Origin of the sequence: Thiohalocapsa halophila (assembly GCF_016583825.1) — a bacterium.
GTDB classification, from domain to species: Bacteria; Pseudomonadota; Gammaproteobacteria; order Chromatiales; family Chromatiaceae; genus Thiohalocapsa; species Thiohalocapsa halophila.
Map to the genome: position 1 here is coordinate 23,463 of NZ_NRRV01000008.1, position 22,376 is coordinate 45,838.

At 67.6% G+C, this 22,376-nt stretch carries 20 protein-coding genes; 11 read left to right on the forward strand and 9 right to left on the reverse strand.

Annotated features, from left to right (window positions below):
* Window positions 1–25 precede the first annotated feature (25 nt).
* Window positions 26–253 (reverse strand): YMGG-like glycine zipper-containing protein, encoded by a 228-nt coding sequence (locus tag CKO31_RS04880; RefSeq protein ID WP_200234550.1) that lies wholly within the window; start codon window positions 251–253, stop codon window positions 26–28.
* A gap of 373 nt (window positions 254–626) precedes the next feature.
* Complete coding sequence (locus CKO31_RS04885) at window positions 627–1,013, reverse strand: Rap1a/Tai family immunity protein (RefSeq protein ID WP_200234552.1); 387 nt, start codon at window positions 1,011–1,013, stop codon at window positions 627–629.
* A gap of 600 nt (window positions 1,014–1,613) precedes the next feature.
* Here CKO31_RS04885 and CKO31_RS04890 point away from each other — a divergent pair.
* Window positions 1,614–3,773, forward strand: a complete 2,160-nt coding sequence (locus CKO31_RS04890) for a cation:dicarboxylate symporter family transporter (protein ID WP_200234554.1) — start codon at window positions 1,614–1,616, stop codon at window positions 3,771–3,773.
* A gap of 92 nt (window positions 3,774–3,865) precedes the next feature.
* Here the strand turns inward: CKO31_RS04890 and CKO31_RS04895 are convergent, their stop codons facing one another.
* Entirely contained in the window at window positions 3,866–4,582 is a 717-nt protein-coding gene (locus tag CKO31_RS04895; protein ID WP_200234556.1) for a DUF599 domain-containing protein, read from the reverse strand.
* Window positions 4,583–5,023: 441 nt separating this feature from the next.
* Between CKO31_RS04895 and CKO31_RS04900 the strand changes: the two genes are divergently transcribed.
* The 9 genes from CKO31_RS04900 to CKO31_RS04940 all read left to right on the forward strand — a co-directional run bounded on the left by CKO31_RS04900 (window position 5,024) and on the right by CKO31_RS04940 (window position 14,825).
* Complete coding sequence (locus tag CKO31_RS04900) at window positions 5,024–6,574, forward strand: alpha/beta hydrolase (protein ID WP_200234558.1); 1,551 nt, start codon at window positions 5,024–5,026, stop codon at window positions 6,572–6,574.
* Between the two features lie 29 nt (window positions 6,575–6,603).
* Complete coding sequence (locus CKO31_RS04905) at window positions 6,604–7,062, forward strand: tellurite resistance TerB family protein (protein WP_200234560.1); 459 nt, start codon at window positions 6,604–6,606, stop codon at window positions 7,060–7,062.
* A gap of 171 nt (window positions 7,063–7,233) precedes the next feature.
* Window positions 7,234–7,734 carry a hypothetical protein gene (locus CKO31_RS04910; protein WP_200234562.1) on the forward strand — a complete coding sequence of 167 codons (501 nt, stop codon included), beginning with the start codon at window positions 7,234–7,236 and terminating at the stop codon, window positions 7,732–7,734.
* A 14-nt stretch (window positions 7,735–7,748) separates the two neighbouring features.
* Window positions 7,749–8,519 carry an ATP-binding cassette domain-containing protein gene (locus CKO31_RS04915; RefSeq protein WP_200234564.1) on the forward strand — a complete coding sequence of 257 codons (771 nt, stop codon included), beginning with the start codon at window positions 7,749–7,751 and terminating at the stop codon, window positions 8,517–8,519.
* Between the two features lie 137 nt (window positions 8,520–8,656).
* Window positions 8,657–10,141, forward strand: coding sequence for a glycine betaine ABC transporter substrate-binding protein (locus CKO31_RS04920; RefSeq protein WP_322789093.1), 1,485 nt, complete (start codon window positions 8,657–8,659; stop codon window positions 10,139–10,141).
* Window positions 10,142–10,427: 286 nt separating this feature from the next.
* Entirely contained in the window at window positions 10,428–11,492 is a 1,065-nt protein-coding gene (locus CKO31_RS04925) for a phytanoyl-CoA dioxygenase family protein (RefSeq protein WP_200234568.1), read from the forward strand.
* 235 nt (window positions 11,493–11,727) lie between these two features.
* On the forward strand, window positions 11,728–12,561 hold the full coding sequence (locus tag CKO31_RS04930; protein WP_200234570.1) for a methyltransferase domain-containing protein: 834 nt from the start codon (window positions 11,728–11,730) through the stop codon (window positions 12,559–12,561).
* An 82-nt stretch (window positions 12,562–12,643) separates the two neighbouring features.
* Entirely contained in the window at window positions 12,644–13,936 is a 1,293-nt protein-coding gene (locus CKO31_RS04935; RefSeq protein WP_200234572.1) for an MFS transporter, read from the forward strand.
* The gene (locus CKO31_RS04940; RefSeq protein WP_200234574.1) at window positions 13,929–14,825 is read left to right on the forward strand and encodes a class I SAM-dependent methyltransferase; all 897 of its coding nucleotides are present in this window, start codon (window positions 13,929–13,931) and stop codon (window positions 14,823–14,825) included. The genes CKO31_RS04935 and CKO31_RS04940 overlap by 8 nt, the downstream gene beginning before the upstream one ends.
* Window positions 14,826–15,136: 311 nt before the next feature.
* Here the strand turns inward: CKO31_RS04940 and CKO31_RS04945 are convergent, their stop codons facing one another.
* A complete protein-coding gene (locus tag CKO31_RS04945; RefSeq protein ID WP_200234576.1) occupies window positions 15,137–15,715 on the reverse strand; it encodes a hypothetical protein in 579 nt (192 codons plus the stop codon).
* 103 nt (window positions 15,716–15,818) lie between these two features.
* Window positions 15,819–17,057, reverse strand: coding sequence for a sodium/glutamate symporter (gltS, locus tag CKO31_RS04950; protein WP_200234578.1), 1,239 nt, complete (start codon window positions 17,055–17,057; stop codon window positions 15,819–15,821).
* Between the two features lie 387 nt (window positions 17,058–17,444).
* On the opposite strand from gltS, the gene CKO31_RS04955 reads away from it, so the two are divergent.
* Window positions 17,445–18,224, forward strand: coding sequence for a proteasome-type protease (locus tag CKO31_RS04955; protein WP_200234580.1), 780 nt, complete (start codon window positions 17,445–17,447; stop codon window positions 18,222–18,224).
* 261 nt (window positions 18,225–18,485) lie between these two features.
* Here CKO31_RS04955 and CKO31_RS04960 read toward each other — a convergent pair whose 3' ends face one another.
* The 4 genes from CKO31_RS04960 to CKO31_RS04975 all read right to left on the reverse strand — a co-directional run bounded on the left by CKO31_RS04960 (window position 18,486) and on the right by CKO31_RS04975 (window position 22,340).
* The gene (locus CKO31_RS04960) at window positions 18,486–18,830 is read right to left on the reverse strand and encodes a hypothetical protein (RefSeq protein WP_200234582.1); all 345 of its coding nucleotides are present in this window, start codon (window positions 18,828–18,830) and stop codon (window positions 18,486–18,488) included.
* A 480-nt stretch (window positions 18,831–19,310) separates the two neighbouring features.
* Complete coding sequence (locus CKO31_RS04965; protein ID WP_200234584.1) at window positions 19,311–19,658, reverse strand: YgiW/YdeI family stress tolerance OB fold protein; 348 nt, start codon at window positions 19,656–19,658, stop codon at window positions 19,311–19,313.
* 150 nt (window positions 19,659–19,808) lie between these two features.
* Window positions 19,809–21,269 (reverse strand): GntP family permease, encoded by a 1,461-nt coding sequence (locus tag CKO31_RS04970; RefSeq protein ID WP_200234586.1) that lies wholly within the window; start codon window positions 21,267–21,269, stop codon window positions 19,809–19,811.
* Window positions 21,270–22,340, reverse strand: coding sequence for a patatin-like phospholipase family protein (locus CKO31_RS04975; protein WP_200234588.1), 1,071 nt, complete (start codon window positions 22,338–22,340; stop codon window positions 21,270–21,272). It abuts the gene before it with no gap.
* Window positions 22,341–22,376 lie beyond the last annotated feature (36 nt).

Below are 22,376 nucleotides of genomic sequence, written 5' to 3' on the forward strand. Positions count from 1 at the left end.
GCGGCAGGCCCGCGGCGCGGGCGACTCAGTCGATATTGCCGCGGCGGTGCTGATCGAACAGGAAGCCGCCGACGGCGCCGGTGCCGGCACCAATGGCGGCGCCGCGGCCGGCATTGCCGCTCAGCGAGCCGATGGCGGCGCCGGTGGCGGCGCCCATCATCGCGCCGCTGCCGGCGCGGCTGGTGGTGGTCTCGCCACAGGCCGTTAGGGCGAGCGCGGCGACGACGAGCAGGGGCAGCAGGCTCAGCTTCATGGTTTGGGTTGCTCCGGGGTATTGAGTAAGGGGATGTTGGTTGAGGGTTTGGTGCCGGCGGCCCGGCGGCCGGCGCGCTGGCTCCGGATGGCTTCGGCGGCAAGAGAGCGGGCGCCGTTCGGGGGAGGGTGGACTGCGCTTCGCTTGTCCACCCAGGTTGCGGTTAGCGAAACGCCGATTTATTGGCGGCGTTTGCGGTGCGCGGCAGCATGATCCGCCATTGTCAGTCCACCGGGCTCTCTCGGGCTCTCTGCGATTTTTGGCCGGGATGGCCAACGAATCGGTTTCTCTCCGGACGCACGGGCGGAGTGATGACCAACGCTTTGCGCCGATGGGGATGGGCGCCCGGGTCCAAGAGTCTTTGCCGGCGGCACTAGGGACAGGGGTAGGCCTCCGCCAGCGCGCGCACCAGGCCGATGACGGGCAGCTCCCCCATCAGATCGGCATCGTCCTTGTTGGCCGCCGCCCAGCTCAGGAAGGCGGTGCGCCCGTCCTCGATGCTTGTCCCACTGGCATAGCAGATGAGCCGCTTGAGGTTCTGGCGGTCCGACACCGCGTCATGATACTGCACCGCGGCCTCGATGAAGCCGGTGCAGGCGAGCTGGGCAGGGCTCTCGGCGGGCGCCGAGCAGACGGCGACCAAGTCCTCGGTGGTCTCGAAGCGGAGGTCTTCCGACTCCACGGCAAGTACCGGCGCGGCAAAGGGCAGCGCGAGCAGCAGGGTTCCGGCAATGCGTGCCAAGACGTTGCGATGTCGCATCGAAATAGTGACTCCCATAACAGATAAGGATTGTGTCCGCGGCATCCGCGCTCCGAAAGGTAGTGCCCAGGATGAAACCCTTGATGACCGCGAGCGAGCGGGAGGGTACGCGAGCCCGGCGTATCTGGCAATTTGCCCGCGGGACTCCCGAGTATGCTCGCCCACGGCCATTGTGGCCCGGGTCGGTTCTTAGCGGATACACCAGAATAATGAGCTTCTGGGGCGGCTTCACCGCCGGTCCGTCGCGACATGCCGGTCGGTATCAATGAGCCGACGCGTTCGCGGCGGGCGCGATGTCCGGTAATCATCGAGGCGCTAAAGCGTTGAAAAGGACAGAGGTCGGAGATGGCCTCCCGGCGATGACGCCCGTCGTCCGTCCTGACGGGTCTGGCCAGCTTCCCCCGCGGCCTCGGGGCTTGCCAAGCAACGGCGACTAGGTAAGTATCGGCGCCGCGCGGGGGCGGTTAAGGCAGTGGCGGCATGTCGGCCCGCGCGATTCCTGCCAACACGGCGGCCTCCCCTTGCCGCAGCAAGCCTGTCATCCCTTGTCACCTTTCCTGGAAGACCATGAGCAGTCAATCACCGAGCTCGCGTCGGCGTATGTCCGTCGCGACACAGGTCTTCATCGGGCTAGGGCTCGGCCTGCTGACCGGCCTCTTTTTCGGCGAGCGCGTCGCCTTTTTGCGTATCGGCGGCGACATCTTCATCGCTGCCCTGCAGATTACGGTGATCCCCTATGTGGTGATTGCCCTGATCACCTCCCTCGGGCGGCTCAATCTGCGCGACGCCAGGAATCTGGCACTGAAGGCGGGCAGCGTCCTGCTGCTGCTTTGGGTCATCGGGCTGACCTTCGTCTTTCTGGCGCCGCTGGCCTTTCCGGATTGGCCGTCGGCCTCGTTCTTCAGCACCAGTCAGATCGAGGACCAGCCGCCCGTCGATTTTCTGCGGCTGTACATCCCCTCCAACGTCTTCTACGCATTGTCCAACGCCATCGTGCCGGCGGTGGTGGTGTTCAGCATCCTGCTGGGCGTCGCACTCATCCAAGTGCCGGGCAAGGACCGGCTGCTCGACGGGCTATCCACCATCGGCGAGGCGCTGATGCGGGTCACCGGCTTCATCGGGCGGCTGGCGCCCTATGGCGTCTTCGCCATCACCGGCGCCGCGGCCGGCACCATCGACGTGGAGGAGCTTGCGCGGCTGCAGGTCTACCTGGTGCTGCACTCGGCGCTTGCGCTGCTGCTGAGCCTGTGGGTGTTGCCGGGGCTGGTGGCGCTGTTGACGCCGCTGCGCTACGGCGATGTGCTGAGCGCCTTCCGTGGGCCGCTGGTGACGGCCTTCGCCACCGCCAGCCTGCTCATCGTGCTGCCGGTGCTGGCCGCCGATGGCAAGCGGTTGCTCGCAAAGGCGCAAGCCCAGGACCCGGATCCCGAGGCCAAGTCAGCCATCGACATCCTGGTACCGGCCGCTTTCCCGTTCCCGAACATGGGTCTGATCCTGGCCCTGCTGTTCGTGCTGTTCGCGGGCTGGTTCATCGGTGCCGCTGTGGATGTCGCGGACTATCCGATCATCGCCGGTGTCGGCCTCGCCAGCCTCTTCGGCGGCACCGTGTTGGCGTTGCCCTTCCTGCTCGACCTGCTGCGCATGCCAGCGGATCTCTTTCAGGTGTTCGTGACCATGGACGTGGTCACGGCGCGCTTCGGCACCTTGGCAGCCGGTATGCACATCATCGCGCTGGCGCTGATCGGCGCCTTCGCCATGCAGGGACGTCTGCGGGTTGAGCCGCGTCGCGTGCTCGGCTTCGCGGCCATTACCCTGATACTGCTGGCGGCGGTGCTGATCGGCGTGCGGGCCTTCTACACCTACGTGTTCGTCGCTCCCTTCACCAAGGACAAGGTGCTGACTGGTTTGGTGCTCAAGGGCGAGCCGCAGCCCCACCAGGTGCACCGGGAGTGGCCCGACACGCTCACGCCGCGGCGCGGCGGCACTGCGCTTGCTCGCATCCAGGACAGCGGTGTGGCGCGGGTGTGCTATCGCGGCAGCGATTATCCGTCGGCCTTCTTCAACAATGCCGGCGATCTGGTGGGCTTCGACATCGACATGGCGCATCGCTTCGCGCGCCAGCTGTACGCCCGCATCGAGTTTCTGCCGGTGAGCTCGATTGCCGACGCGCGCGAGCGCCTGGATGACGGCGCCTGCGACATCTTCATGTCGCTGCTGCCCATCGCCCCGGAGACGACCCTGTCGTTCACGTTGACACAACCGGTGCTGAATGGCGCCGTCGGGATGGTGGTGGAGGACTGGCGCCGGCGCAGCTTCCGCACCTGGGCCGGCATCCGCGAGCTGGGCGAGCTGCGTATCGCGGTGTCGAACGAGCGCGCGCAGCTGCGCTTTCTCTCGCAGGTGCTCCCGAAGGCGAGCACTATTACCTTCGAGGACCAGAGCGAGCTGAATGCGTTGCTGTCCGTGGCACCACCCCCATTCGACGCGCTGATGATGTCTGCGGAGGAGGGCGCCGCCTGGAGCATTCGCTTCCCGCGCTACACGCAGGTCACACCTTCACCCGTGCTGCTGGCGCCCTTCGGTTATGCCGTCGCCCCGGGCGACCCGCAGCTGTTGGCCTTCATCGACGCCTGGCTCAACAACGCCCGCAGCGCCCGCATCGTCGATGGCCTGTACCGCTACTGGATGCTCGGCGAGATCGATGCGACCCGCCCGCCGCGTTGGTCCATCGCCCGGGATGTGCTCGGGTGGCTGGATTGACGGGCCTCGGGGGCGGCCGTGCTCGCCCGTCGGCTGTATCGACGACGCCGGATCACCGGGGAACGGCGGCGTCACGCTGCCGGGGCGTCGGCTCAGTCCCTGCGGTGGGGCCGGGGGCGGCGATCGGCGTGGATGTCGAAGCGGTAGAGGAAGAACAGGATCGCGATGGTGCCCAGCAGGAACCAGTCGGGCCCGATGAGCCAGAGCACGAGCGGCACGGCGAGCAGGAAGCTGCGTGTGCCCCGGTTGTAATGGCCGCCGGCGCGGTTCAGGGTCTCGGCGATCAAGCCCGCATCGTCCGCGGAGAAATGGCTGTCCGGCAGGTTGATCAGAAAGCCCGTGTGGTTGTAATAGCGCAGCGACAGGGCGAAGTGCAGAAAGGCAATGAAAAACAGCGCTGCGATGAAGAGCAGCTTGACGCGCACCAGCGGCGCGCGCGTCGGCGCGAGGCTCAGCGCCTGCGACAGGGCGCCGAGATCCAGCCCCTCCAGGGCGACGCTGATCACGCCCAGACCGATCAGAATGGCGGTGGACGCGAACAGGGTCGCCGACATGACCCAGTTGCGCAGGGTCTGGACCGCCAGAATGTCGTTGTGCGCGGCCCGCACGGTCTCGATCCAGGCGCGCCGGAGCCGGTCGGAGCGACCGCGGTAAGTCGCCTCCGGGTGTCTGGCGAGCAGGCGCCGCAGATAAAGGTGATAGCCGAGCAGCAGCAGCAGCGCCGCCGCATTGGCCGCCCAGGCCAGCTCCGCCGGCAGTGTTCCGAGCAGTGCCCGGGCGCTGCCGGCCGGCGCAGATGCGTCGACCATGGTGCTGTTACCGCGATGCCCGCAGCACCGCCCAAGCGCGGCTTGCGCCATGGATGCGGCCGCGGTGAGGCAGGGTGATCGGCGGGGCTGTGCCGGCGGCTGTGGACATGGATGCTCGGTGCTTTGGTTGGTGCGGCTGCGGCCGGCTGGACCGCAACGGGGATTGTAGCCGCCTGAATGCCGGCGTCCATGCTGCGATGCTCGATCGCGCCGAGTGTTGTCGCTGCTCCGGGCCGCCGTTAAGCTGCCGGACTCCCCGCGGTGGCGCTGCCGCGCCGTCGACTGAAATTCAGCACGCACCGCCCCGATCCCCAAAATTCCCCATGACGCAGGTACTTGGCTTGGCTTTATTCCCATACGCACCGGCGAGTCCGGCGCGGGGCAGACGGCCGTGTTGAGCGCAGACGCACCCGGTCGGCGGCACCAATCCAGGTGTGGCCGATGATGCCGCTGGTGCGCTTCCTCGGACGCCTGCTGGGCAACCTCGGCATCGCGCTCTTCGGTGCCTTGGTGGCCGCTGTGCTCGTCTATGTGCTCTGGGCGCGCGCGCAGCCGCCACTGCAGCTGTGGCATCAGGTGGCGCTCGAGCAGGAATTCACGGCGGCGAAGGCCGAGGAGATCGCGACCCTGGACGCCTACCGCGCGCTGGAGGACCGGGTCTTCGCGGAGCTGGATGCCGAGGTCTATGCCCAGGTCCCCACCGGCCCGGCGCAGCGGCTGAATCGCTTCAGTCCGGGCAGCGCCTCCGACCCGCGCCGGCGCGAGCCCAACTGGAACCGCACCTTCGAGCTGATCCCCGAGCGCCCGCGGGGCGGCGTGCTGTTGCTGCACGGCATGTCCGACGGGCCCTACAGTCTGCGCGCGCTCGGTCAGGCGCTGCACGCGCAGGGCTATCGGGTCCTCGGGCTGCGCATGCCCGGCCATGGCACGGCACCGGCCGGACTCCTGGACGTGACCTGGGAGGACATGGCGGCGGCGACGCAGCTCGGTGCGCGCCATCTCGCCGACTCCCTGGACGGCAAGCCCATCCACATCATCGGCTATTCCACCGGTGCCGCGCTGGCGCTCGACTATTCGCTGGATGCCATGGGAGATTCCGGGGCGGCTTCCGGGGCCGATTCCGGTGCGGATTCCGGTGCGGATTCCGGTGCGGCTGCCGAGCTGCCCGTCCCCGCGAGCCTGGTGCTGGTCTCACCCGCCATCGGTATCACGCCGGCGGCCACGCTCACCCGGTGGTTTGCCCTGATGTCGCATCTGCCGGGGCTGGAGCAGCTCGCGTGGACGACCCTGGTGCCGGAGTTCGACCCCTTCAATTACAATGCCTTCAGCGCCAATGCGAGCCTTCAGGTCCATCGCATGACTCGGGCGACGACGCGGCGGGTCCGCCGGCTCGCTGCCGAGGGCCCCATCGAGGACTTTCCCGCGACCTTGGTGCTGTTGAGCGTCGTGGACGCCACGGTATCGCCGCGGGCCGCCGTCGACAATCTGCTCGGGCATCTGGCATCGGGCCGCCACGAGCTGCTGCTCTATGACATCAACCGCGAGGCCGTGACCTCGCCGCTGATCGTCACCGACACCGCCGCGCTGACCAAGCAGCTGATGGCCGATGCGAGCCTGCCCTTCGCCATCACCATGGTGGGTAACGAATCCGCCGCGGACCGGCGCGTTATCGCCCGCTACAAGGCACCAGGTACGGCGGAGGTGGTGCGCAGTGACAACCTATCGGGCACCTGGCCGGACGATACCATCTCGCTGTCGCATGTGGATCTGCCCTTCCCGCCGGATGATCCGCTCTACGGGCGCTACCCACCGCAGGAGCCGGGACAGGTGTTCCTGGGGCAGCTGGCCATCCGCGGCGAGCGCGGCGTGCTGAAGATACCGGCCCAATGGCTGCTGCGCCTGCGGCACAATCCCTTCTACGACTACCAAGAGCGGCGCGTGCTGGACTGGATCGATCAGGCCAATGCGCCCACCGGCAACGCGGACGATTGAATCCGGCGCCCAACGCGGAGCACCATTCCATGCTGAACCAGATCAAAAACTTCTTTCGCGAGAACCTCGCACCGAGCCGCGCGGACACCGCGGCCGACACGGAGCATCGGCTGCAGCTCGCCGTGGGCGCGCTGTTGCTGGAGATGACCCGGGTGGACGGCGAGATCCGCCCCGAGCAATGCGACCGGGTGGAGGCCGCCATCCGCCAGCAGTTCGATCTGACCGACGCGGAAACCGCGGAGCTGATTCGCCTCGCCGAGGCCGAGCGGGACGACGCGACCGATTACTTCCAGTTCACGCAGCTGATCAACGCCGACTTCACGCCGCGGGAGAAGGAAGCCATCATCGAGCAGCTTTGGGCCGTGGCCCTGGCCGATCAGGAGCTGCACCGGTATGAGGAGCATCTGGTGCGCAAGATCTCCGAGCTGCTCTACGTCCCTCACAGCGCCTTCATCGCGGCCAAGCATCGGGCGCAAGGCAGCGCCTGACCGTTGCGGGCGCATCCTGATCCGCCCTCTGGATCCGTCTGTGGGAGCGCCGTCCTCGGCGCGACGGCAGCCGCTACCTCAGGATGTGCGCTAACCGCCGAGAGCAGGGTCGAAACCCCAGGTCATTCCCGCGCCGGGAAGGGCGTGCCGACAACCGTGACAGGAGCAAGCATGATCGAGTCATTCCGTCCTGGCGGCTTGGGAAGCCGGCGCGCCGCGCTGGCGGGCCTGGCCGCCGCCTTGGTGCTCTCTCTTTCGGGCTGCGCGCAGCAGGAGACCGAGGCCGGCGCGGCTCAGTCGGGCGAGCCGCGCATCCTTCGTCAAATCGATCGGCCGCTGCGGCCGGCGGCCGCCGACGGCGAGCGCGTCTTCCAAGACGGTTTCGCCCGGGGTGCGCTGAGCGCTGACGGCGCTTGGCGCGTCCGCGCTGAGATCATGCATCCGCGCCTGCGCTGCGCGACCTATGCCGTGGGTGTGCGCTTCGGCAGCGGTGATGCCGACTGCGGCGACGTCGACTGGCAAACGGACGCCGAGTTTCTGCCGTCACGCCGACAGTGCAACAATGCCACTGTCATCCACAGCGGCGAGGGTGTCGTGGGACGCTCGCCTGACGTGATCGAGACCTTGAGCTGCGCGCGTGTGATGGTGCGCTGCAGCGGCGCCTGTGGCTGAGGGCAGTCCACTACTTGTTCGAGCTGCGTCAAATCACCAAAGCCTATGGCGAGCAGCGGGCGCTGGATGGCCTGTCGCTGCGCATCGAGCCTGCGGCCACGACGGCCTTGATCGGGCCCTCGGGCTGCGGCAAATCGACGCTGCTGCGGGTGCTGATCGGTCTGGTCGGCGCCGATGCCGGCGAGGTCCTGCTCGATGGCGCGCCGCTGACGCCGGCACGGCTCCCCGACGCCCGGCTGCGCATGGGCTATGTCATCCAGCAGGGGGGTCTGTTCCCCCATTTGACGGCCCGCGACAACGCGACGCTGATGGCCGCGCACCTTGGTTGGCCGCGGGAGCGCATCTCGGCGCGCCTGGACGAGCTGGTGACGCTGACGCACTTGCCGGCGGACGTGTTGGACCGTTATCCGGGCGAGCTGTCCGGGGGTCAGAATCAGCGCGTGGCCCTGATGCGCGCGCTGATGCTGGACCCGGAGATTCTGCTTCTGGATGAGCCGCTGGGCGCGCTGGACCCCATGGTGCGCAGCGAGCTGCAGGACGAGCTCAAGCAGATCTTCGCCGCCTTGAAGCGCACCGTCGTACTCGTGACCCACGACCTCCCCGAGGCCGCTTTTCTTGCCGATCGCATCGTGCTGATGCGCGCCGGGCGGGCGGTGCAAACGGGCCTGCTGGCGGATATGGTGCAGCGCCCGGCGGAGCCCTTCGTAGAGCGTTTCGTCCAAGCCCAGCGCAGCCCCTTGGAGCACCTCGCCGGAGCCTCGCCCGCGGCGGACGGCGACCCATGAGTGCCGCGACACCATCCGTGACCGCCGATCCTCCGACGCCGAAGGGGTCTCGGCGGGCATGTTCTGAACTGCGCCAGCCGCTCGCACAGGCGTGGCGGCGGACTCTGGCGAGTCCATGGCGCGTCGGCCTGCTCCTCGTGCTCGCCGCTCTGGCGCTTGCAGGCTGCTCGGGCAGCGATCGGGAAGTCCTGATCGGGAGTAAGAAGTTCACCGAGTCCGTGATCCTGGGTGAGGTGCTGGCGGGCCTGGTGGCGGATGCGGGGCTGCCCGCGCGGCATCGCCAGGCGCTCGGCGGCACGCGCATCGTCTACAACGCGCTGGTCAGCGGCGAGATCGATGCCTATGTGGAGTACTCGGGCACCCTGATCCACGAGCTGCTCCGTGATGCGGGCCTGGACCGGGTCCAAGACCCCGCCGAGCGGCGGCGTCTGCTCGGCGAGCGCCTGCGGCGCGACGGCATCCTGCTCGGCGGTGCGATCGGCTTCCAAAACAACTATGCGCTCGGGATGACCAAGCCGCGGGCGGCTGAGCTCGGCATCAAGCGCATTTCCGATCTTCGGCGATATCCGGACCTGCGGCTGCGCTTCCCCAACGAGTCCATGGAGCGCAAGGACGGCTGGCCGGCCCTGAAGGCCGCCTATGCGCTGCCGCAGCAGAACGTGCGGGGGGTCGAGCACGCACTGGCCTACCGGGCCCTGGCCGCGGGCAGCGCCGATGTCACGGCGCTCTATACCACCGACGCCGAGATCGCTTACTACGACCTCGCGATTCTGGCCGATGACCAGGGCTTTTTTCCTAGCTACGACGCCCTGCTGCTGGCGCGGGCGGATCTCGCGCAGCGTGCGCCCCGCGCCCTGAAGGCCATGCGCCGCAGCATCGGGCTCATCGACGGCGAGCGCATGACCGCCCTCAACGCCGCCGTGCAGCTGGACGGGGCCTCGGAGCAGGAGGCGGCGGCGGACCTGTTGGCCCAGGCCCGCGGCATCGTCATCGCGACGGATGCCGAGGGTCTGCCGGCGCGACTGGCGAAGAACACCGCGGTGCATGCCCTGCTGGTGGGCGTGTCGCTGTCGGCGGCGGTGCTCGTCGCTGTGCCGCTGGGCATCCTTGCCGCCCACCGGCGGCGCCTCGGGCAGGCGGTGCTCGCGGCGGTGGGCATCGCACAGACCATTCCCGCTCTTGCCTTGCTGGTGTTCATGATCCCGGTGTTCGGCATCGGCACCGGCTCGGCGCTGGTGGCGCTCTTTCTCTATAGCCTGCTGCCCATTGTGCGCAATACCCATGCGGGTATCACCGGCATCGCGCCGGCGCTCAAAGAGGCCGCCGAGGCCATTGGGCTGCCGCCCCGGGCCCGGCTCTGGCGCATCGAGCTGCCGTTGGCCCTGCCGATGATCCTGGCCGGCATCAAGACCGCCGCTGTGATCAACGTGGGCGCCGCGACCCTGGGTGCGCTGATCGGCGCCGGCGGCTATGGCCAGCCCATCCTCACCGGCATCCGGCTGGACGACACGGCGCTGATTCTCGAAGGCGCCGTGCCGGCGGCGTTGTTTGCGCTGGGGGTGCAATGGGGCTTCGAGCGGGCCGAGCGTGCGGTTGTGCCCCGAGGGCTGAAATCGGGCTGAAGCCGGGGTGAGGTTGGCGGGGCTTGCGGGAGCCCGGCCGCGGTCGGTGCTGGCATGCGCGGGCGTCGAGCCGGGCGCGGAACCGTTCGTCCGTCCGGCGGTCCACCACCCACGGGCCGGTTATTCCGAGCCGATTCCCAGTGAGACGCCTGCCAGTGAGACGCCTACAAGTCTTGCGGTGACCTTGTTGGCTCGCCCGAAGCCGGTAAGATGGTGGGCTGACACCAGCGAAGCCGCGAGCGGCTTCGCCGACACTGCGGATACCAACCAGCTTTCGTGCCTCCCTATGAGCCAGTCGCCCATCGACAATCCCAAGCATCAGAACCCTGGCGGCCAGTCGGTGCTGGTGGGCGAGAATGCGCGCCGGGATGACGTGGACCAAGCCTGGGAGCAGGACAACCAGGCCTGGTGGGATTGGTACATGACCCTCGCCGACAACAGCGACGAGCCTGCAGCCGAGCAGCAGGCACAGGAGCCTCAGGGGCCTCCGGCTGACGGGCTCGATGGCATAACCGATGTGGACCTGGGCGTCGACGAGGCGGCCGTGCGCGTCGAGCTGTCGGTCCCTTACGTCCTGACGGCTGAGCAGATCGATGCCTTCCGCACCAACGGTTATATCAAGCTGCCGGGGGTGCTGTCCCCGAGCGCGACACGGCTGCTTCGGCGGGAAATCGTTGGGCTCTTGGGCGATGCTTTCGACACGCGCCTCGACGGCGGTACCCAGGGGCGCTTTCTCAGCGCCGAGATGGCCTGGCGCGAGCACCCGCTGCTGCGCGCCTACGTGCTGAGCCCGCGCATCGCCAAGATCTGCGCAGATCTGCTCGGCGTCCGCGGGGTCCGGCTCTATCACGACAACCTGATGTCTAAAGAGCCCGGTTGCGGACGCACACCCTGGCACTACGACGCCCACCATTTTCCGCTTGCCACAAACGATGTGGTGACCGCCTGGATTCCGGCGCAGCCGATCCCGCGGGCTATGGGGCCACTGCGCTTCGCGTGGCCCATCGATGTCTACAAGCTCGTCGAGGGCGTGGCCTTCAACAAATTCGATACAAGCTATGACCGCGGCGTCGCGGACGTCTTCCGCCGCAATGCCGTCGCCGTGGACGACGGCGCTTTCGATGCCGGGGAGGTCAGTTTCCATCACAATCTCTGCTTTCACTCCGCCGGTGCCAACCGCACCGGTCAGAGTCGCGTGGTGCTGGCGAACACCTTCTTCGCGGACGGCGCGCGGGTGCTGGACCGCCCGACCATGGTCTCGGGCGACTGGGAGAAGTTCATTCCGGGTGTGGCGCCCGGTGACGTCGCCGCCAGTCCCCTGAATCCGGTCTGCTGGCCGCCGCAGACATAAGCCCGTCGCGTCAAGCCCGTCGCGTCAAGCCCGTCGCGTCAACCCCGTCGCGTCAACCCCTTCGCGCCAACCGGTCTGACGCTGCCGGTACGGCACCTGCACTGCCGAGCGCCTTGTCGCGTAGCGAGCGAGCGCGGCTCGTCTACGTCCAGGCTCCTAAACCGCTGCCGCTCTAATCCTGCGGCCCATTTTGAACCGAGATTTTTCAACCCACTTCAGGCGAGCAGGCAAAGCCATGACCGACACCTTCGAGCGCAGCTGCGCGCACTGGAGCGAGACCGGGCGCCGGGAGATGGAGGACTTCTATGCCCTGGCGTCGGTGGACTACCGCCATCTGGCCGAGGCCCTGGACTGGGTCGATTGGCTCCGGGCCCGCCAAGCCCGTGCCGGCCAGAGACCGCTGCGGCTGCTCGATGTCGCCTGCGGCTCGGGCAAGTTCCCGTCTGCGCTGCAAGGCTACGCCGGCGTATCGCCGAGCAGCGTCGCTCCCATCGATTATGCACTGCTGGATCCATCCGCCTTCTCCATCGCCGAGGCCCGAAGCACACTGTCTCCGCCCTTTGTGGCCGGGGCCGAATACGAGACCACGCTGCAGGCGCTCGAGTGTCCACGCCATCACTTTGACGTCGCCTGGGCCACGCATGCGCTTTATGCACTGCCAACCGAGCAGCTGGAGGCCGGGCTGCAACGCCTGCTGGATGCCGTCGGCGACACGGCTTGCATTGCCCATGCCGCGAGCGACTCCCATTACCTGCGCTTCTATCGCGCCTACCTGGACGCCTTTCACGACGGCGGCGGCACCCCCTATGTCAGCGCCGAGCAGATCGTGGCGGCGCTGGAGCGCCTCGGGGCGAGACCGCGGGTGCACGAGATCCACTACACCAATGGCGCCCCCGAAGCACAGGCGGCGCAGGTCCAGGGCTACCTCCAGCGCTGCCTCTTCGATGACACCCTGGATCTGCCGCAGATGCTTGCCCATCCACTCACCGGCGCCTATCTGGAGACCTGCCGGCAAGGGGGCGAGTGGCGCTTCGCCCAGCACGTGCTGCTGATCTTCTGCGAGACCTGACGTCACTGATCCACCGCTACCCCCAGTCCGCGCGCTATAGCGCGCGCGTGCTCCACAACCACCAAGGTTCCAAGGAGGCGACGTGCCGCTGCGAGAGGCGGGTCCGACGCTGGCGCTCGGCCTACTATTGACCTTCGGCTCCAGTGTCGGTCAGACCTACTTCATCGGCCTGTTCGCGGGCGCTGTGCGGGAGGATCTGGGCCTGAGCCACGCCGGCTTCGGCGGTCTGTATACCCTCGCCACCGCGGCTAGCGCCGCGCTGTTGCTGTGGCTGGGCAAGGCCGCGGACCGGTACGAGCCGGCCCCGCTGGCGACGGCGGTGATGCTGCTGCTGGCAGTGGCAGCGCTTGGGATGGCCCGCGCCGATTCGATCTGGCTGTTGGTACTTGCCCTAGTCGGGCTGCGCTTTCTCGGCCAAGGGATGCTGGGCCACATCGCCGTCACCATGCTGGCGCGGCGCTTCGCCGCCGGTCGCGGTCGCGCCCTCGGCATCGCGATGCTGGGCTATCCCATCGGCGAGGCCCTGCTGCCCCTACTCGTTGCCCTTGCGCTCGCAGCCTTCGGCTGGCGTGCCATCTGGCTCGGCACGGCGTTGGTGATGCTGCTCATGATCCCGCTCGTCCTGCGGCTGGAGCAAGTCATGCGCCGGACGTCGCAGGGTCAGCGTGCGGTCGCGGGCACCGCCGCGGGTCCGCAAGCCGCCGGCTGGAGCCGATTGCAGGTCCTGCGCGACGGTCGCTTCTATGCGCTGCTGCCGACACTGGCCGCGACGCCCTTTATCGTCACCGGCGTGCTGTTCCATCAGGTGCACCTCGCGCAGGCCAAGGGCTGGACACTGACGGAGCTGGCGGCCTGCTATCCGGTATACGCGCTCGCCTCCACCGGGGCGGCACTTGCCTGCGGCTGGCTCATCGACCGCGTCGGCGCGATCCGACTGCTGCCCGTCTTCTTGCTGCCGCTGGCACTGGGCTTGGCGCTCGCCGGGGGTGATGTCGGCGGCGGGCCCGACGGCACCGCGCTCACGGTCGCCGCGGGCTTCATGGCCCTGATCGGCGCCACCGCCGGCAGCGCGACGGTGCTGTTCGGCGCCCTTTGGGCGGAGGTCTATGGCACCCGCCACCTGGGCGCCATTCGCGGGCTTGTCGCGGCCTACATGGTCTTTGCCACTGCGTTGGCGCCCGGCGCCCTGGGCTGGCTGCTGGACCAGGGGACCGAGCCGCGGCAGCTGCTGCTCTGGCTGGCCGGCTGCGCCCTGCTCTGCGCTGTTGCCACCCTACCGCTGCTGCCGCGCCTGCTGGAGGCGCGGGCAGCCCCGAGCCAAGACCAAGCTTCTCATCCCAACCACCACCAAGGCCCAGCTGACTGCCATGCATGAACCGATCCACATCGACAGCCGCTGGGCGCAACGCCTGCGACGCGGCGAGCAGCCGGACGCAGCGGAGGTGCGTGAGCACCTGTTGGCTGTGCACCAGCGACACGCAGGCTTCACCGAGGGCGTCGCCCGAGGCTGTCGCGACGCCGCCGGGCGCAACAGCTACGAGTGGCTCGCCGAGGTCATCGACCCAGCCCGGCATCGGACCATCCTGGATCTTGCCTGCGGCAGCGGTGTCCTTGCCGAGATCTGTCTGCAACGCCACGGAGATGCCATCGAGCTGATCGGCATCGACATGAGCGCCGACGAGCTCGCGTTGGCGCGCCGCCGCATCCCGGACCCCGGCTGCAGATTGCACCAGGCCCTCGCCCAGAGCATGGAGTGCATCCCGGACGCCGGCGTCGACCTGGTGCTCTGTCATTGGGCCCTGACCCTAATGGACCCGATCGAGCCGGTGCTCGCCGAGATCCGGCGGATATTGCGTCCGCAGGGCACCCTGGCCGCGATCATCGACGGTGACATCGCGAGCTCCCCCAGCTATGCCGCAGTGCACGACGTGATCTACTCGGCGGCGCAGCATGAGTATCCTAGTTACGCCAACGCGGATCTCGGTGACGCCAGGGTGCGCGCCCCGGAGTCACTCGCCGCACTGATTCGCCAAACCTTTCGCGACGCCGAGGTTCGCATCGAGCCCGGAATGGTCAGTCTCGATGGTGCGCCGCAGACACTCGCGGAAGAGGCCACGGGCTTTTTCTACGCGTCCTTCGTGCTGTCTGCGCACGCGCGAGCACGGGCGTTGGCGGAGGTCGCGAGAGTCCTCTCGGCCGATGCCGGCAGCGATGGGCTGGGCCGGTTCGACATGCCGATTCATCGGCTTGTCGCGCAGCTCTAGGGGACCTCGAAAAATGCCTTCCATGGCATTTTTCGAGACGCGAAGCGAAAACGCGGTTTCCGCTTCGCTCCATTTCTCAAGCGCTTAGGCGCTTGAGAAATGGCGGGGCATCCTGCCCCGCACGGGCACCTCGAATTTTTCGAGGTGCCCTCTAGGCAGATGCCGATCGATTGGCCTAGCCCGACCATTAACCGGACGAGCCCCCGGTCTGGAAACGGAGGCGGTTTCCAGGCTTGCGGCTGCATCCGACCCTGCCGGGCGCGCTTGGCCTGGCGGGGTCGACGTTGGTGCGGCCTCTCGGCAGGCTTCCCTTAGCGGACGGTGATCTCACCGGTGATGGTGTCGCGGATGGTCACCACCACGCCGTCGCCGACCTTGAGCTGGCCGAGCAGGCTCTTGTCGGCGATCTCGAAGGTGCGGGTCTCATCGGCGCCCCGCACTTGGACCGTGCCGGCGGACTGATCGATGCCGGTGATCTGACCGTACAGGCGGATGGTATTGCGCATGGTGCCGGCCGGTCGGTTGCCGCCTGGAGCGCGCTCGACGCCACCGAAGGCGATTCTGCCCATGGCGCCGGCGTCGCGGCCCCGCTGAACCTCCAGGACCGCGGTGGTGGTCTCGGTGAGCCGCACCTGATTGCCGATGCGCACGCGGTCTAGCCGCGAGACCTCCGGCGGAATGCGCAAGACCTCGAAGCTGCCGTCGGGCAGGCGGATGGTCATGAGGCGGGTGTCGGTGTTGACTACCATGACCTCGCCTTCGAGGGTGCTCTGGACGGCGACGGCCTTGATGGGCTGGCTTCTCAAGTCCGGCTGTGCTTGAACGGCGGCGGGCAGGGCCAGGCTCAGGGACAGGAACAGGGCTGCAGCGGTGGTGTGCTTGGTCATCATGGGTCTCCTCGTTGATGGGACGTGGGGCGCGTAGGGTGGACAAGCGCAGCGTAGTCCACCGAACCAGTGCGTAGGGTGGACAAGCGCAGCGCAGTCCACCCAGTCAGCCGAAGTTGTGCAGAAAGAACGGGATGATCAGCGCATTGGCGATGTCGATGAAGAACGCCGACACCAGGGGTACGATGATGAAGGCTCGGTGCGAGGCACCATAGCGCTGGGTCACCGCGGCCATGTTGGCCATGGCCGTCGGTGTCGAGCCCAGGGTGACGCCGCCGAAGCCCGCGGCCACCACGGCGGCGTCGTAACTGCGCCCGAGCAGCGGATAGAGCACGAAGATGGTCACCAGCACCGCCAGCGCGAACTGGGCGGCAAGAATGCTGAAGATGGGTGCGGCCAGGTCGACGAGGGTCCAAAGCTGCATGCTCATCAGCGACATGGCGAGAAAGCTCCCGAGTGCAATATCGGCGATGAGGGCGATGGCGGGGGTGCGGCTCGGCCAGGTGATCCTGAGGGCTCCGTAGAGCTTGCCCGGCACCAGGTTGGTGAGCAGGATACCGGCGAACAGGCAGGTGACGAACAAGGGCAGCTTGAGCCCGAGCCCTGCCAGGCCTTGGTTCAGCCCGTAACCGAAGATGATGGCGACATGGATGGCCAGGACCGCCGCGAGGAAGTCCATGTGGTCGATGCCGGTGGCCTCCTGTTGGTGGCTCAGGCCGATTTCCTGGATCTCGTCCTGCGCGGCAGCCCGGGTCGGCCCGAGGCGGTGCCGAGTGATCAGGAATCGCGCGATGGGGCCGCCCATCAGGCTCGCCAGGATCAGGCCGAAGGTTGCGCTGGCGATGCCGATCTCCATGGCATTGGCGATGCCGTATTCCTCACCGATGGTGGGTGCCCAGGCAATGGTCGTACCGTGCCCGCCGATGAGCGACACGGTGCCGCCCAGCATGCCCACGGCCGCCGGCAGGTCGAACAGCGCCGCCACCGAGATGCCGGTCAGGTTCTGCGCGAACATGAAGCCGATGGTGAGCACCAGCAAAATGATGAACGGCCGGCCGCCGGCGAGCAGATCCCCCGCTCGTGCATTGATGCCGATGGTGGTGAAGAAATAGACCAGCAGCACGTCGCGGGCGCGCAGCTCGAACTCCACCACGGTGCCGGATGCGGCATAGAGCAGCGCAAACAGCACGGAAAACAGCAGCCCGCCGGTGACAGGCTCGGGAATGCTCAGCTCCCGCAGCAGGCGCACGCGCTCATTGAGGCGTTTGCCGACAAAAAGCACCAGGATACCGATGGTGACGGCAAGGAAAGACTCGACCCGAAGCAGGCCGTCTTGTATCTCCACAGTGATGGTACTCCCGGTCAAATGTGCCGCGGTGCGGCGATGCCCGAACGGCCTCGTCTGAGCGCCCGCCGGGTATTCACAGCAGCGCGATTGTCGGGCCTCCTTGCGTCGGCCCGACCTGCGCCGAGGCACGTGCAGGCAGGCAGCAGGCAATACTTCCCTAATCTCTGGGGCTCGGTAGCCATGGCTGTGCGCCTGGGAAACGCCGAATACTTCGGAGTGTCCCTTGATTGGATTTAGGATTGAAACCCTGCGAACATCCTATGATCGCATAATCCACTAGGCTATCAGTGGCTGCGGATGGCAGCAATGGCGGTCATGAGTGCCGCCCGGGCGATGCCGCGTCCGCTTCGAGCTTCGTTTCCTGTCAGCAAAAGGGGGCTCCATATGACCTATTGTGTCGGCCTGCTGCTGGACGATGGGCTTGTGATGGCCAGCGACTCGCGCACCAACGCGGGTGTGGACCACATCTCGTCCTATAGCAAGCTGCATCTCTTTCAGCCGGGGCCGGATCGGTATTTCGTGCTGCTGGCGGCCGGCAATCTTGCCACGACCCGCGAGGTGGTGGACCGCATCCGCCGTGATCTCGATCGCACCACGGGCTTCGATGCCGGCGGCGCGCCGGCGGAGACCCTGGCCACGGTTCACTACTTGTTCGAGGCAGCGCGCTATGTCGGTCGTGTGAGCCGGGAAGTCCAGCTCCTGCACGGGCCGGCGCTGCGCGAGGTGGGTGCGGCGCCGGAGGCGACCTTCATTCTCGGCGGGCGCATCGGCCACGAGCCCCCCGCGCTGCTTCTGATCTATCCCCAGGGCAATGCCATCGCCGCGACACCGGAGACACCCTATTTGCAGATCGGTGAAAGCAAGTTCGGCAAGTCCTCCTTGGACCGCTTCGCCCGCCGCAGCCTGTCTCTGGAAGACGGCGCACGGCTGTGTCTAGTCTCACTAGAGAGCACGGCCCGGGCCAATCTGACTGTTGCTCCGCCCTATGAGGTCGTGCTCTGTCCGAAGGATTGGATGGGCCCGAGCCAGCGGTTGCGGCTGGATGAGCGTGATCCCGATCTGGTGGCACTGACGGAGAGCTGGGAAACAGGGCAGCGTCGTGCCTTCGAGTCGCTGCCGGCCTTCGCCTGGGAGGCGCCGGCCGGGGGTAACGCTGCCACCTGACCCAGCAACGACTGCCGCCGGCTCTGGCAGCGTCCGGGGTGAGTCCTGGCGAGCAAGCGCGGCGTCAGTCGGTGCCGTTGCTCCAGAAAGCGGATTTCACCACGAAGGGCACCAGCAGCAAGGCCCTGGCTCCCGAACTCCGGAGCTTGGGCAAGTCTTCGCTGTAGGTCGGGCTGAGGCACGAAGCCCGACGCCGCGTCAGTTGTCACTACCTGATCACGGCCGCTCTCGGGTGGGCACAGTGGGCTCACTCTCTTTGCGTCACCAATAGGTCTTCAGTAGATAGATCCACGCGGCGATCAGGAGCAGGGATACCAGGAGCTGCGGCCACATCACCCGCAGGAAGCCCTTCTCTTTGATCTTTTGCTGGCGTTCGACATAGGCCTCGCGCTGTGCCCGCTGCAGCTCTAGCAGCCATTGGTCTCCGGCCACTGCAATTTCGTCGCCCTCGACGTGCAGGAACACGGTCGCTTTCGACGTCGCAAGCCAGAAGATCAAATACAGAAGTCCGCCGAATAGTGGGAACAGGAAGATCACGATCAGGAACAGCCACCACGCGAACGGCCGGCGCCCTGCCAGGGATGCGGTTGTCTCCGTCGCCGTCATGGGCTCCCATCCGTTCCCGACGAGCTCGGCGACGCGCTGACTCAATATTGCTTGCATCCTTGTCTCTCCTCATGCGAGATGGTGATGTTGTGGAAATGGTGCGCTACCCGACAGTTACTGCGCTCGCCGTGCAGACGCGCCGCGCAGCCTAAGGCATTTACGGCTGCACAAAAAGCAGGCCCGCCGGTGAAATGGCGTGCATGCTCAATGTTGGCATTGGGTCGGCTCAGAATGAGCTGCCCCAGGGCCGGTTGGCGATAGCGTAACCCGACAATCGACGGGTTACGCGAGCGCCGCGTCGGGTTACGCTGCACTGACCCGATCTACGCGGGATTCCTGCCCAGTCCGGGCGGCGTCGGAGCACAGGCGGACGCTCTGCATCGACACGCCGGCATTGTCGTCATGGCCGGATCGGGCGCTCAGACTGTGCGAAAAAGAGCGCCGACCGGAGGCGCATGCTCGCGGGGTGGTCCCGCCAGGTCAGTTGACGACCTTCAGCGACTTCACCCACACGTACCGGCCCGCCATGCCGCGATCAACCTCACCCATGATGCGGACGGTGTCCTCCGGGCCGATCTGCCGGCCACCGAACCGCCCGGGCGCGATCTCGACCCGTATCTCTCCGGTCGAATCGCGGAACATGTAGTAGTCCTCGCGCAGATGCGACACGATGGTGCCCTCCAGCGTGTGGTAGGTCCCGAGCCGCGCGTCCAGCGCCGCGGCGACCGTGGCCTCTCCGCCCCGAATGCTCGGGCCGCTGAACTGCGCTGGCGCAGGCGTTGCGACCGCAAGGGCGAGGCAGAAGGGGATCGCTTTGAGGTTCGGCATCGCTGAGGTCTGCTTGAGTTGTGCCCGGTCGCCGTGCTTGGCGCCAGAGCTTACCGCAGAAGAGGGCGCAGAGCAGGCGGCGTGATTCATGGTCGTCGCGAAAGGCACGCCTTCGTATCTGCCCGCTTGCCGCCGCCGCGGCGGGCGCGATCAGAACGACCCGAGCAGGGTCCCGAGCACGATGACGGCGGCGAGGGCGAAAAGCGCGCCGACGATGGCCACCATCACGATGTCGCGATAACTCTCGCGGTGGGTGGTGCCGCAAACCGCGAGCAGGGTCACCACGGCGCCGTTGTGCGGCAGCATGTCCAGCGTGCCGGCGCCGATTACCGCAACGCGGTGCATCAGCGCCGGGTCTATCCCGAGGTCCGCGGCCAGCGCCATGTAGGTCTCGCCCAGGGCCTCAAGCGCGATGGTGAGGCCGCCGGAGGCCGAGCCGGTGAGGGCGGCCAGCACATTGGTGGAGACGGCGAGGGACACCAGCGGACCACCCTCGATGCCGAGTACCCAGTCGCGCACCAGCTCGAAGGCGGGCAGGGCGGCCACCACGGTGCCGAAGCCCACCAGGCTCGCGACGCTGACGATGGGGAGCACCGAGGCGTTGACGCCGGCATCCACGCTGGCCCGCAGGTCGGTGAGCCGGCGGCGGTTCAGCGCGATGAGCACCAGGATGGCCGTGGCCAGGGCGACGCTGACGGACCAGATGCCGCTCACGGCCGCCGGCGTGGTCGGCCCGAAGCGCTCCTCGGCGAGGAAGCCGAGATCCAGATTCGGCAGCACCAGCGCGGTCATGGTCAGGTTTACCGCCAGCACCACCACCAGCGGCAGGGCGGCGACCAGCACCCCCGGCCGGTCTGTACAGGCGCCGCCGCGCTGCACCTCCGCCGGGTCGAACTCGCGGGTCACCGTGGCGCGCTCGCGCACCACCAGATCCTCTGCTGCCTGCTCGGCGCTGGCCGTGCCGCCGGCCTCCGCTTCGAAGCCTTCGCCCCGCTTGCGCGCCGCGGCCTCCATGAGCCCGAGCCACCAGAGCCCGAACACCAGGGTGATCGCGGTCGCGATGAGCCCGAGCACCGGGGCCGCGAACGGGGTAGTGCCGAAAAAGGGCATTGGAATGGCATTCTGCACCGCGGGCGTGCCGGGCAGCATGGACATGGTGAAGGTGGACGTGCCGAGCGCAATGGCCGCCGGCATCAGGCGCCGCGGGATGCCGGCATCGCGGAACAGCGCGGTGGCCATGGGCACCAGCACGAAGAAGGCCACGAACAGACTGACGCCCCCATAAGTCACCAGCGCCCCGGCGAGCACCACGGCGAGGATGCCGCGGCGCGGCCCGAGCTTGTCGCCGATGAAGCCGGCGACCGTCCGCACCGAGCCCGAGTCCTCCATCAGCTTGCCGAACAGGGCGCCCAGCAGAAAGATCGGGAAGAACTGGGCGATGAAGCCGGCGGCGCCGGTCATGAAGGTCTGGGTCCAGTTCGCGAGCAGCGGCTCAAAGGCGAAGGCCGCCGCCAGCATCGCCGCCAGCGGGGTCAGCAGCAGCACGCTCCAGCCGCGATAGGCGAGCCAGATGAGCAGCCCGAGGCCGAGCAGGATGCCGAGAAGGCCCATTCAGATGCCCTCCAACAGATAGTCGATGTCGAGCGTCGGGCGCTTGCCCAGGTCATCCCCGTGGCGCTCCAGGAACTCGCTCGCCGCCCGCCGGCCCTCGTCCCGCAGCATGACGAGAAAGGCCCACTCGGCATTGAGCTTGGAGGAGTAGCCGAGCTCCACCATGCGCTCGGAGGTGATGCGGTGCATGCGCATCTGCGCCCAGAGCGCGCCTTCGGTATGGCCGGGATCGGCGACCTGGCGCAGCAGCGCGATCATGCGCAGCTCTTTCAGCAGTGGCGCGTTGAAGGCGATCTCGTTGACGCGGCTCAGGATCTCCCGAGCCGCCCGCGGCGTGCCCGGTCGCTCCACCGGATTGATCTGCACCAGGATGGTGTCGTCGGCGCTGCACTCGCGCACCAGCGGTGAGATGGTGGGGTTACCCGAGTAGCCGCCGTCCCAATACGCCTCGCCGTCGATCTCCACCGCCTGGAACATCTGCGGCAGACAAGCGGAGGCGAGCAGGGCTTCCGGGCTCGCGTCCGGATTGCGGAAGATGCGCGGGCGCCCGGTGCGCACGCAGGTGGCCGTGATGAACACCTTCACCGGCGAGGCGGCGAGGCGCTCGAAATCGATGGACTCGGCGAGGATGTCGCGCAGCGGGTTCAGGCCGCTGGGGTTGAGGTCATAGGGGGAATAGAGCCGGGAGGTGAGGTCCAGGGCGACGAACGCGGGGGAGTAGTCCAGCGTCCAGCGCCCCAGCAGCACGTCCAGCGGGCCGCGCTTCAGCGGACTCCAGAAGGCACCGTCCGAGACCCGGCGCCAGAAGCTCGCCAGCGCCTCTCGTGCGCCCTCGGCGCCACCCGTCGCAAAGCCGCTCGCCAGCACCGCAGCGTTCATGGCCCCGGCGGAGGTACCGGAGAGGCCATCGATGCGGATGCGCTGCTCCTGAAGCAGGCGGTCCAGCACACCCCAAGCGAAGGCACCATGGGCGCCGCCGCCTTGCAGCGCCATGTCCACCGGCACTGGCCCGGCCGCTGCCGATTCGCCAGCGGGGTGCTGGCCCGTCTGGGATTCTTGCGATGCTTCCATAGTCTGGTCACGCATGGGTCTTCAACACTCGCTCCG